Origin of the sequence: Thermovenabulum sp. (assembly GCF_049701175.1) — a bacterium.
Taxonomy (GTDB): domain Bacteria; phylum Bacillota; class Thermosediminibacteria; order Thermosediminibacterales; family Thermosediminibacteraceae; genus Thermovenabulum.
The window spans coordinates 23,249-35,656 of the sequence record NZ_JBNATW010000026.1 but is presented as its reverse complement, the minus strand read 5'-3'; the positions used below and the strand labels follow the sequence as shown (position 1 = coordinate 35,656).

Below are 12,408 nucleotides of genomic sequence, written 5' to 3'. Positions count from 1 at the left end.
TCTGAATATTTTTAATTTCCATTTTTAGGGTATTGACATATTACCGTGAGTCTTTTAACTTCTTTTAAAATAAAAAACAAAAAACCATGAAGTATCTAACGGATTCATCCGTCATGACCTTCATGGTCTCTTTTCATATCTTCATGATATGCATTTTTTATAAATTATACCTCTTTATTCAGTATTATACAAGGTTTGTTATTTTTTTGTCAATATCCTTCAAAACATCTATTTAATTCTTCAATCAGCTTAATATTTTCTTCTTCTTTTTTTACAGCTATTCTTATATAGCTTTTATCAAGCCCTTCAAAATTGGAACATTTTCTTATTAAGATGTTCTTCTCTAAAAGCCTTTCAAATACATATTCCTCATCATATTTTAAAAGTTTCAATAAAAAAAAGTTGCAGTCTGTTTTGAAAACCTTTACATCTTTTATTTTACTTAAATGTTTGTACATCAGTTCCCTCTGTTCTTTTATGTAATTTTTGCTTTTAATAATATAATCCCTATTTTTAAAAATATAATCAGCCGCTGCTTCAGCAATTGAATTTACATTCCACGGCAGCTCATACTGTGAATAGGTCTTCACAAAATCCTTATTAGCAAAAGCATAGCCAAGCCTTATCCCCGGAAGTGCAAAAAATTTTGTAGCAGCCCTGATTACGCAAAAATTTTTACTGTCGTAAAAAAGCTTTATGCTATCGTATTCATCCTCGCAAAATTCAAAAAAAGCCTCATCAAGCAGCAAAAACGCCCCTCTTTCCTCGATTAATTCTACTATTTTCATCAATTTATCTTGCTCAATACGAAAACCCGTCGGATTATTAGGATTCCCAAGAATTAAAAGGTCGCCTTTTTTTATCACTTTTTCAAGACTAAAAAAATCCACCTTAAATTCTCGGTCCAAATTAAGCCTGACAATTTGCTTTCCTAAAACCTGAGCTCTTAACAGGTATTCGCTAAAACAAGGGACAAAAACTACAACCCTTTCAAACAACAAAATAATATTGTTTATGATTTCAACAGCCCCGTTACCCGTTATAACTTCATCTTCTTCTACTTTTAAATATTGTGCTATATTCTTCTTAAGCCTTCTTTTTTTAATATCAGGGTAAATAGAAAGGTTTTTTAAGTTGTCTTTAAGGTGTTCTTCAAGCCCTTCCATAATCCCGAGAGGATTTATATTGCTTGAAAAATCTATTAAATTTTTATTATATGAATAAATATCTCCCCCGTGAATGTTAATTCCTCCTCTCATAATCCTTTAATAACCTTTAACTAATATTAAGAAAACCAAACCTCCAATAAAAACCCCTTCCGCCGCAAACATTATACTTACAGCTCTTTTTATATCTTCAATTTCAAGTTCCCTCTTTTTATCCCCAATTTTCGGTTTTTTCACGAGCTCTCCAAAATAGAAATTGTCTCCACCGAGTTGAACCCCCAAAAGCCCTGCAACAGCTCCTTCGGGATAAGCACAGTTTGGACTCTTGTGATTCTTTCTATCCCTTATCATTATTCTGAAAGCTTCTTTGATATCGTATCTAAATATCCCTGAAATAATCATCAAAAATCCGGTCAACCTTGCAGGAATATAATTAAACAAATCATCGGTCTTTGCAGGGAAAAATCCTATATACCTATATTTTTGGTTCATATATCCAAGCATAGAGTCCATAGTATTAACCATTTTATAGACAAAAGCAAAGGGTGTTCCAAATATCGCATAAAATAGAGGTGCAATCACTCCATCTGAAGTGTTTTCCGCAACTGTCTCAACCGTTGCCTTTATTACCTCCTTATCATTAAGGTTTTTAGTATCCCTCCCCACTATAAAGGAAAGTTTGAGCCTTGCCTCTTCAATAGAACAATTCAAAGCCTTATATATCTTAAACGCTTCGTCCCTTAAGCATCTTGCCGCAATTGTAGTATAAAGCAATAAAATATTTATTATATGATAAAGGTAAAAATTAAAACTGCAAATTTTTAAAAGGTAATACGGAATTATAAATGCAATACAGATATTTAAAAGGACAATTAAAAAACCGGCAAAATATAAACCTTTTTCTTTAAAAACCTTTCTTGCTCCAGACTCTTCAAAACTTATTATTTTCCCCATCATTTTTACAGGGTGAGGGAGATTATAAGGATCTCCCAAAATTAAATCCAAAAGGCATGCAAGGATAATATCCATAAGCTGTAGATTTATATCAATCATATTAATCATCCTTTTTCATTATCTCGTAAATATAATCAACATCTAAATTTTCTCTGAAAATCTTAGAAAGTTTGCTTAGCTCCTCTTCCCTTTTTATATAAAACTCTTCCGATTTTTTATATTCCAAACCTTTCTTTTTCCTAACAATATTTAATATCTCTTCCCTGAATTCCCCCGAATCGAAAATTCCGTGAAGATAGGTACCAAAATACTTAAAATCCTTCGTGTCGCCGTCGTAAAAAACTTTTCCTTCGGAATGTATTTCTACAAAAGGGTTTTTGTTATTTTCTGTTTCACCCATATGAATCTCGTAACCTTTTACTTTCTTGCCAAAGGCTATACCTTCAACATTCCTTAAAACTTTTTCTCCTTTTATATAAGTTACACAATCAAAAAAATTCAATCCTTCCTCAAAATCCCCTTTTTTGGTCTCCCAACCATCCTCATCGATTATTATTTTCCCCATCATTTGGTACCCACCACATATCCCAAATATTATACCCTTATGTTCTTTCAGTTTTTCATAAAACCCCTTTTCCTTTAACCACCTTAAATCCTCTATGGTATTTTTGCTACCAGGTATTATTACAATATCCGCATCTTCAATTTCTTGCGGATCGTCTGCGTAATTCAATGAAACATCTTCGTCAAAAAGGAAGGGATTAAAGTCTGTAGAATTAGAAATTCTCGGAAGTCTAATTACCGATACTTTAATCTTTCCTTTATATTCTGTATTTAATTCTACTATGCCATCCTCATCCTCTAACCTGATGTCAATATAGGGGATTACTCCTATGACGGGCACATTTATTAAATTTTCTATTTTTTCTATGCCACTCATCAAAAGCGACTTATCTCCCCTGAATTTATTAATTATTATTCCTTTAATTCTTTTCCTTTCATTTTCTTCAAGCAGCATGTATGTTCCATAAATAGAAGCAAAAACTCCTCCCCTATCGATGTCCGCAACAAGAATAACATTAGAATTTGCGATTTCCGCCATTCCCATGTTTACGAAATCATCTTCTTTAAGGTTAATCTCTGCAGGGCTTCCCGCCCCCTCTATTACCACAATATCGTATTTTTTTTCGATTTCGTTGTAAATTTCCTTAATTTTTTCTCGCAGGCTCTTTTTAAAATTAAAATATTCACGGGCATCCATATTTTTATAGGGTTTTCCCAATATTATTACTTGGCTTTTCCTGTCCGTTGTAGGTTTTAATAGGATTGGATTCATGTACGCCTTGGGCTTTATTTTACAGGCAAAAGCCTGAAGTGCTTGAGCCCTCCCCATTTCAAGACCTTCATCAGTAACATAAGAATTTAAAGACATGTTCTGAGATTTAAAAGGACAGACTTTATACCCATCCTCGGTAAAAATCCTGCAAAGAGCAGTGGCAACCAAGCTTTTTCCGCAGGAAGACGAAGTCCCTTGAACCATAATCCTCATAAAAAACAGCTCCTTTAAAATTTAATATATCATTGATAAGGTTTTAACCCAATATCTCTTATACCCTTCCAACCTTATATTTAAATCAACTTTACTGTCGTAAATAATTCCCAAAAAATTGCCGCTGTGTCCACCAATAACACCAAGACCTCCCGTTTTTCTCATTATACTTATTACTTCATCCAAAATAGGGTAATAAAGCCTTTTTTGATTTCTCTTAATGCTTTCCGTAGATACTTGCGCAAGCAATTTAATATCTTTGTTCTTTATAGAGTTTTTAAGTAACTGAAAAAGATCATCCACTTCAGCCAGGGGCTCTTTTACGGACAAATTGAACTTTATTGTGTCTACTTCCTCAAGTCCTTCAAATACATAAACATAAAATTCCATATAATCTCCCAAAATTTCAAAATACTGACCGCATTTATAATCAAAAAGTGTAGCCTTATTAAATACAATGCTATCTGTAGGCTCTATCCTTATAGCTTCCTCTATTAACTCTTTTATGTCAAACTTCCTATTAAAATATCTTACAAGGCAGTGATACAGGGCACACAAATCGGCTGTACTGCTTGCAAATCCTTTACCCTTTGGGATTTGAGAAGTAATTTTTAAGCCAAGTTTTTCTTTACCCTCTAATTTCCACCTTCTTAAAATATTATTCAAAAATGTGTAAGATTTTATATTTTCCTTTTCTATCTCCTTTTCTTCGAATTTCTCTTTAAAAACCTCAACGCAGGTATATAAATTCACGGGAAAAGAAACCAGCATATCCCGTCCATTTACCTTCCCTTGCAAAACCTCCCCTATGCTTCCAGGATAATAGAAATTTACACGCATTTTATACACCCTTTTTTGCTTTTATAAATAAATAATAATCCCCTGCCTTCGGCAGGGGTTTTTAAAATCATACCTATGCCTTCCCTTCCCTCCGAAGGAGTGGCATCTCTCAAGGGCAGGTCTCCTGGCTCACGGGTCAACCTCCTCCACCCTTCCCGGTTTCCCAGTGGATGTGGATTCGTCGCCGTATACAGTAGCGGGGGCTGCAGCGGATTTTCACCGCTTTCCCTTTTAAGCTCAAAAGCACCCTTGAGCATACCGCAATATTTTTCAATTATTTCAAAATCTTATTTTACCTTTATTATATTATAAAGTATATTTTTTTCAATACGCAAAATACCATTTTAAATCAGAAGAAGAATATATGGAAAAAATAGGATATAAAAGGCTGCTTTCCCATAAGTTTGAACATAAGGACTTCATAGAAAAAATCGATAGTATCGATATATTTAAAATTGACCAGAACCAGGAATCTTATATTATTGAATTATTGGAATTTATCGTAAATTGGATTAGTAATCATATATTAGAAAAGGATAAAAAAATTACAGCAGAATAAAAAAAATAATTAAATAAAAACCTGCCTTCTTAAACTCGAATAAAGGCAGGTTTATATAATATTATTTGGTATATACTATTTTCCCACCCAGTATTGTCATTTCAACCCCTACATCCTTTATTTCATCGGGAACGATATTAAAAATATCTTCAGAAAGCACTACCATATCTGCCAATTTCCCGGGTGTAATGGACCCTTTTATACTTTCTTCATAAGTGCAGTATGCGGAACCCATTGTGAAAATATGAACTGCTTGTTTTACACTAAGCCTTTGTTCGGGAAGCCATCCATCTTCGGGATAACCCGATAAATTCTTACGTGTAACCGCAGCATATATACCCAATATCGGATTGAAAGGTTCCACAGGGCAGTCCGATCCCCCGGCAACGTGAACACCTTTTTCTATAAGGGTTTTCCAATTGTAAGTCCACTTTGCCCTTTCCTTACCAACCCTTTTTTCAACAATAGTTAGGTCGGAAGATACAAAGATGGGCTGTATATCCGCTATAACATTATATTTTTTAAATTTATCTATCAGCTCCTCCGTAGTAATCTGACAGTGTATTATTCTTAACCGAGGATCCTTCTTGGGGAATTTCTTCATGGCTTTATCATAAGAACTAAAAACCATATCCATTGCCCTGTCGCCTATGGCATGACATGCCACCTGCATACCGTTAAGATATGCCTTTTCTATCAATTCATCCAGCTGTTCCTGGTTATATATAGCAATCCCTCGAGTAGTTTTATCATCTTCATAGGGAAATGAAAGCGCTGCTGTTCTTCCCCCCAAAGAACCATCTGTTAAAAGTTTCAAGGGACCAATTTTAAAATATTCACTTCCGTGTCCCGTCCTATATCCGAGCTCGAGAAAGGCCTCAAGTTTTTCCATTGTAGGCAAAAGCACCTGTTCATTAACCCTAATGGGCAGTTTCTTTTCCGCTTCCAATTCAAAGTAAGCTTCCAAAATTTCTTTAAAGTCTCCTTTAATAGAATCTAAATCGTCAGTTTGGACCGATGTAAGGCCTGCTTTCAAAAAATTATTGGATGCCTTGATAATCATTTCTTTAATCTTATCCTTCTTATACATCGGTAATAATTTGTAAACTAATTCCATAGCATTTTCCCTGAGAATCCCGGTTGGAGTGCCCTTTTCATCAAGATCGATACTGCCGCCTTCTACATAGGGAGGATTTTCAAAAATACCCGCAAGTTTTAAAGCGTAAGTATTTGCTACAGCAACATGCCCGCAGGTCCTGGTTAAAATAATGGGGTGCTCCTCTGAAATCTTATCGAGATCACGCCTCGTTGGCATCCTTTTTTCTTTAAAAAATTCGTGGTTCCATCCTCTTCCCTGAACCCACTCTCCATTTTTAATGCCGTTAGCCTCAATAAATTTCCTCACCCTTCGTATAAGTTCATTTATTCCATCGCATCCGTTTAAATCTGCCTTTTCAAGGCTCAAGGCAAAACTCAAAAGGTGCATATGGCTGTCGTTAAATCCCGGAACAACTGTCTTCCCTTTTAAATCTATGATTACCGTATTTTTCCCTTTATAAGATAAAACTTCTTCATTGCTTCCTATTTCAACAATCTTTCCACCTCCAATCCCTACAGCTTCTACCTCTGGCATTTTTTCATCCATAGTGACAATTTTGCCATTATATAAAATCAGGTCCATAAAATCGCTCCCTTCCCTTCCATTGTCAAAACAACCACATCGTGGATAATAATGTCGAGCATGGTAAACCCATTTCTAAAACCACGGCGGGCAAAAAGCCCGCCGTGTTTCTTAACTAATCTTCATAAAACAATTTTGTTAGTGTTTTACCGGTCTTATCTTTAAATTCCCTTGCGTTAAAATCGTGTAAGAGTTCAAAGAATCTAGGGGCAAGTATTAGGATTACAATAAGGTTAACAAATGTAGGCACAGCACTGGTTACATCAGCGAGTAACCATACAATTGCGGGAGGAAGCCCAGTTGTAACAGCAAATACAACCATTAAAAATCCGGGGATAGGATAGAGGTATTTGTAAATAGTAAGTATGGTCTTTTGAAATCCCTCCTTACCCTTCATTAAATGCCTTAAAATAATCTCATAATAAGCATACCAACCGGTTGTTGTGCTCCATCCGAAAAGGAAGATACCAATTGTAACAACAATCTTGCCGAAAAAGCCAAGCCCTTTTTCAAAGGCAGAAAGTGTTAAGGAAGCTCCCGAAGCTCCAGAAGACCACATACCGGTCGTTATTATTACCAATGCGGTGATCGAACATACCACGATAGTATCCATAAATACTTCAAAGGCTCCCCACAGGCCTTGTCTTACCGGATGATCGGTCTTTGCCGTTGAATGAGCCATAGGTGCTGTACCCCAACCGGCTTCGTTGCTGTAAATGGACCTTGCAACACCCATTTGCATCGCTTTTGAAATGGTTGCACCAGCAAACCCACCTACTGCAGCAGTGCCGGAAAAAGCACTCTTAAATATTAAGGCAATACCATTTAAAGCATCAGAAAATCTTGAGAGTATAATAAAAAGTCCTCCGATTATATAAAATAGTGCCATAAAGGGTACTACGTAACTTGACACTTCACCTACTTTTTTGATGCCGCCCAAAATGACAATATAGGTTAAAATTATATAAACTAAGCCAACTATAAGCATTGGAATTTTAAAAGTGGTGTTGATAGCTTCACACACCGTGTAGTTTTGTAAAGTAATGAAAAATGTCGAAAAAATACCAACTCCGAATAATACTGCCAGAGGCTTCCAATATTTAAAGCCCCTTTCAATTCCAAGACCCTTTTCCATGTAATATGTAGGACCGCCGTAAGTAGATCCATCCGGATTTTTATCCCTGTAGTGCACCGCCAAGGTAACTTCCACCATTTTTGTCATCATTCCTACAAGTGCACATACCCACATCCAAAAAACAGCACCTGGTCCGCCAACAGCTATGGCACTGGCAACTCCAGCTATGTTGCCCACACCAATGGTACCGGCAAGAGCTACGCTTACAGCTTGGAAAGGAGTAAGTATTCCTTCCTGTCCTTCAGATTTTATTCCAATTTTTCCCAAGGTATTTTTTAGTATGTAACCTATGTTTTTAAACTGCCAAAAGCCGGAGCCTATGGTAAAAAACAATCCTACAAAAAGTACTGTGTAAATCAGCGGTTTACCCCATAAAAGGCCTGATAGGGTTTCTAAAAATTTTTCAATACTCATTAAATCCCTCCTCTTTTTTTATATTCACATATATTATACAGAATTTTTATAAAATTATCATGTCTTTATATAAATATATTATTGCAAAATTCCAAAGTTATGTCAAAATTTTTTATATATTTTCTTCAATTTTAACTTAAGTAACCTATAAAAATCTAAAATCATATATTGTAATAGATATCAAAATGGGAGGTTTTTTTAATGGAAAATATTGAAAAAGTAGGATGCTTTAAAAAAGATAAAACTTTTCTCGTGTTTTTAATACTGATTTTACTCTTGTTAGGGGATAACTTTTAAAAAAGCCGTGCAATTCCGCACGGCTTTTTTAACATAGTTTACAATCCTTTCAATAAGCTTATCATCAACTCCTGAAGATTCTCTAATTGGAAGTTAATTTTATCTACCAAGAATTAAAAACAAGACCATTGTTAATATTTAAATTCTTTATTTGGTATTAAAAAAAAATTAATCAGTGAAAATCTAATATGATAAAATTATTTATATAAATTGAATTTTTTTTATTTTTAAGGAGGGTTTTTATGACCAATATCTCTGAATTACCAACACCTGCTTCCCTTGTCGATTTAGATAAATTGGAAAAGAATCTAAGAGAAATGGCTGATTTATGTAGAGAAAACAAAAAACAATTGTGGCCAATGGTGAAGACTCATAAAAGCACGCAAATTGCAAAAATGCAGTTAGATTTTGGAGCAAAAGGTTTTTTGGTAGGTACCATTGATGAAGCGGAAAAATTGGTTGAGTGCGGTTTTAAAGAAATAATGTATGCTTATCCCGTTGCATCGAAGGAAAATATAGAAAGAATACTATCACTTGCAAAGAATGCCCATGTAATTTTGAGCTTTGATGGCAAAGAAGCAGCATCAAAGGTAGAAGAGGCTTGCAGTAAAATAGGGCTTTATATAGAGTATCTTATTATAATTGACTCCGGCCTACACCGCTTTGGAGTAGCTCCAGAAAAAGCACCAGAACTCGTAACAGAGTTGAAAGAATTTAATCACCTTAAATTCAAAGGAATAGCTACCCATCCGGGACATGTATATGCTAAAACAAGTATTGATGAAGTTAAAGCCGTTGCTGAAGAAGAGGCACAAGCACTACACATAGCTTTAAAATATTTGGAAAAGGAGGGTTTTACCGTCGACATAATAGCAACCGGCAGCACTCCTACGGCTGCTTTTGCAGCAAAAGACGATAAAATCAATATATTAAGACCGGGAAATTATGTATTTTACGATGCGATTCAGGTAGCTTTAGGAATCGTACCAGAGGAAAGGTGTGCCCTTACCGTTTTGGCAACAGTTATAGCACACCCCAGAGAAGATATGATTATTATAGATGCGGGAAGCAAGTGTTTCGGTTTAGACAAAGGTGCACACGGTGTTTCTCTAACAACAGGCTATGGCATAGTAAAAGGCCATCCTGAACTAATTATTGAAAGCCTATCAGAAGAAGTAGGTAAAGTAAGAATCACCCGCAATACAAATGTAAAAGTAGGTGATAAAATAGAGGTTATACCCAATCATGCGTGTTCCTGCGCAAATATGACAAGTTTTCTTGTAGGGCACAGAAACGGCATAATAGAAAAAGTCCTCCCCGTTGATGCACGAGGAGGAAGTAGAATTCCAATGTTGAAATAATAGAATCGAATTTTATTTTGTCATTAAAATCTTTGTAATTTTTTTCATATTTTCAGCATCGGTATCCGAGACCGAATCAGGGAAATACCTCGCTCTCTGGTAAAGCATCGTCACATCCTCTACCAAGTTCTCTTCGTCTTGAAATGCTTTTTTCAATTGAATCATGAATTCAAGGGGTGTTTCGGAGGATTTTCTGAAATACCCCTTTTTTGCTGCTGCATTAAGAATTTGTGCATATAATTTTCTTATCTTAGCTGCCGGAAAATCTCCGTATATTCCGAGTTTAATACGGGATTTTATTATACTGCCAATCTTTGATGAAAGCTCAGATAATCTGTTTTTAAACGTTGAAGGGTCAAATACCGATTCCCTCTCGTCTTTTAAATCATTTTTTTCGTTAAAAGACCTATGATACTTTTTTAAAGCCATAAACATTATTCCGGTAAATACCAGTAAAAGGAGTATAAGACCAACAGTTTTAAAAATAATTTCAATTGTGGCTGGCATCACGTATTCTTCTTGTTTTCCCGGTATAATGCTTTCGCCTTGCTCTCCGGATAAAATCTCTTGTCTTTTTATTTTGGTGTGCTTTAAGATAACGGATAAAATAAAGGTGAATATCTTATCTAAAGGCATGAATAAAGGTGTTAAGACCTTAAACATTAATTCTACAAACGAAAAATATGTTTCCTTTATAAAATTAATAAATGTCAAAAGTTCATGAGGCTTTATCAGCTCAGCAATCATAATAATAAAAATCCCTATTATTAAACAAAAAATTAGTGTTGTAAGTAACCACCTTTTCTTAGAAATCTGCGAAGAAAGGGGCTCTAAATGGTATATAGAAAGTGCGACAAGCGAAACCATAATAAAACTGAAGGTTAAAAAAAGCATTTCACCAGTTTTTTCATCATTTTTATAAATAAGGAGGCAAATAAGAATAAAAAGTGTAAACTTTTTAAGTTTTGCCATCAGCTCATAATGACCGAGCTCCCAGCTATCCTGCCACAGTCCAATAAAAAAGCACAAAAAAGCAAAAATCAAAGAATAATAACCGTCATTATATAATAACGTTATTATTAACAATGCTGCAACAAAAAAAGGTTTTTTAAAATTTCTAAACCTGTAATAAAAAAAATTAAAAATAACACCTGCTAAAAGCCACAAGAAAATCTCATAAGCCGGAAAAAGTTCTTTTAAAAAGTATTTTCCAAAAGCTATATTTACAATGAGTAAAAATATATAGCTAATACATAAAAAAAGTAGCATTTTTAGTCCCTTAAACCAGTTCGATAAAAGGAATTTCACGCCACTTTTCCTCCCCAAAAGCGTGATAAGTGGTAATACCCTCGGGACCTTTAAGTTCTGCGTTCTTTTTCCCTACCAACACTAATGCTACATCTAAATTAATTTTTTTCATTAATTTTATTACCTTCTTGCCGCTATTACCCCAATTTGCTGTTATATATACCACCCTGCTGCCTTTTTTCAATATATCGAGAACCTTAGGAAAAATATCATCTATTTTAAAGATGCTGTAATTATCAAGGCGTGCCAGAGCTTCCAATATAGTCTTTAAATGAATTGAACCTACACCGTAAGGTATCAAAGTGATTATATCCGTATCCTTGTCGTCGGATATCATTCTTCCATTGCTGGCAAGCATTACTTCACATCCTTGATAAATAGCTTTCTTTGCAATAGAAGCGGTCAGCATTATTAGAAATTCCGATAACTCGGGATCAATCCCCTCCCAGGCATTTTCAAATGTATTTACATCAAGGATAATGGAAACCCTCTTTTTGTAGCTTGAATCAAATACCTTCACTAAAAGCCTGTCAAATTTGGCTGAAGATTTCCAATCTACATCTTTTAAAGAATCTCCCGGGAAATAATCCCTTTTCCCGCTGAAAGAAAAAGGATCCGAAAAAAGCTTCTTTTTGCCGCTTACTCCTGAAAGGGTAATATCAGGAATACCTTCCGCCACCGTAATATCAACTATTCGGGGATATACTATCAATTTAGCATTATTATAAATTTTCATCTCTTTATGAAAAAAACCAAGTAAATCCCCTGTTGTCAAAGTTACAGGTCCAAAGAAAAAAATCCCGCGGTTTTGTGGAAAAACGGGATACCTTCTCCTTATTTTCTGATACCATAGAAGGGAATATACTCCACTTAGAATTTTCTTGTTGGGCTTATTATGAGGAACAAGCTTTCCTTTTAAAAATACAATTTCATTCGGCACTTCCGTTTCAACCTTTATCCAAGGCAAAGGAAATAGTTTTTTATTTGTCAATTCCTGCATATAATTTACAGTATCACCCAAAAATATCCGTTCTTTTTCAAATCCCTGGCTCAATTCTAATCCTTTAACACTCAATATGTTCCATAAATAAGATATACCTAAAATAATAGTCAGCGCTGCAATAAACACCAATGCCTGCATAGC

At 34.9% G+C, this 12,408-nt stretch carries 11 protein-coding genes and 1 riboswitch; of the genes, 2 read left to right on the top strand and 9 right to left on the bottom strand.

Annotation, left to right across the window (positions count from 1 at the left end):
- Positions 1-209 precede the first annotated feature (209 nt).
- The 5 genes from ACPLVF_RS09330 to ACPLVF_RS09310 form a co-directional block, all read right to left on the bottom strand.
- Positions 210-1,259 (bottom strand): pyridoxal phosphate-dependent aminotransferase, encoded by a 1,050-nt coding sequence (locus tag ACPLVF_RS09330; protein WP_424907562.1) that lies wholly within the window; start codon positions 1,257-1,259, stop codon positions 210-212.
- Between the two features lie 6 nt (positions 1,260-1,265).
- Positions 1,266-2,219, bottom strand: coding sequence for an adenosylcobinamide-phosphate synthase CbiB (cbiB, locus tag ACPLVF_RS09325; protein ID WP_424907561.1), 954 nt, complete (start codon positions 2,217-2,219; stop codon positions 1,266-1,268).
- A 1-nt stretch (position 2,220) separates the two neighbouring features.
- On the bottom strand, positions 2,221-3,669 hold the full coding sequence (locus tag ACPLVF_RS09320) for a cobyric acid synthase (protein ID WP_424907560.1): 1,449 nt from the start codon (positions 3,667-3,669) through the stop codon (positions 2,221-2,223).
- Positions 3,670-3,690: 21 nt separating this feature from the next.
- Complete coding sequence (locus tag ACPLVF_RS09315; protein ID WP_424907559.1) at positions 3,691-4,509, bottom strand: kinase; 819 nt, start codon at positions 4,507-4,509, stop codon at positions 3,691-3,693.
- Entirely contained in the window at positions 4,500-4,649 is a 150-nt protein-coding gene (locus ACPLVF_RS09310; RefSeq protein ID WP_424907558.1) for a hypothetical protein, read from the bottom strand. Before ACPLVF_RS09310 ends, ACPLVF_RS09315 begins: the two co-directional genes overlap by 10 nt.
- Positions 4,607-4,775, bottom strand: a riboswitch (cobalamin riboswitch). Its footprint overlaps the gene before it by 43 nt.
- Here ACPLVF_RS09310 and ACPLVF_RS09305 point away from each other — a divergent pair.
- Positions 4,775-5,068: a bacteriohemerythrin gene (locus ACPLVF_RS09305; protein ID WP_424907565.1), complete on the top strand. Its 294-nt coding sequence runs from the start codon at positions 4,775-4,777 to the stop codon at positions 5,066-5,068. It overlaps the preceding riboswitch by 1 nt.
- Before the next feature lie 61 nt (positions 5,069-5,129).
- Here ACPLVF_RS09305 and ACPLVF_RS09300 read toward each other — a convergent pair whose 3' ends face one another.
- Complete coding sequence (locus ACPLVF_RS09300) at positions 5,130-6,749, bottom strand: amidohydrolase (RefSeq protein WP_424907557.1); 1,620 nt, start codon at positions 6,747-6,749, stop codon at positions 5,130-5,132.
- Positions 6,750-6,864: 115 nt separating this feature from the next.
- Positions 6,865-8,292, bottom strand: a complete 1,428-nt coding sequence (locus ACPLVF_RS09295) for an alanine/glycine:cation symporter family protein (RefSeq protein ID WP_424907564.1) — start codon at positions 8,290-8,292, stop codon at positions 6,865-6,867.
- Positions 8,293-8,837: 545 nt separating this feature from the next.
- Here ACPLVF_RS09295 and ACPLVF_RS09290 point away from each other — a divergent pair.
- A complete protein-coding gene (locus ACPLVF_RS09290) occupies positions 8,838-9,956 on the top strand; it encodes an alanine racemase (RefSeq protein WP_424907556.1) in 1,119 nt (372 codons plus the stop codon).
- Between the two features lie 12 nt (positions 9,957-9,968).
- On the opposite strand, the gene ACPLVF_RS09285 is transcribed toward ACPLVF_RS09290, so the two are convergent.
- Positions 9,969-11,264, bottom strand: coding sequence for a DUF4129 domain-containing protein (locus tag ACPLVF_RS09285; RefSeq protein ID WP_424907555.1), 1,296 nt, complete (start codon positions 11,262-11,264; stop codon positions 9,969-9,971).
- The gene (locus ACPLVF_RS09280; RefSeq protein WP_424907554.1) at positions 11,236-12,405 is read right to left on the bottom strand and encodes a DUF58 domain-containing protein; all 1,170 of its coding nucleotides are present in this window, start codon (positions 12,403-12,405) and stop codon (positions 11,236-11,238) included. The genes ACPLVF_RS09285 and ACPLVF_RS09280 overlap by 29 nt, the downstream gene beginning before the upstream one ends.
- Between the last annotated feature and the right edge of the window lie 3 nt (positions 12,406-12,408).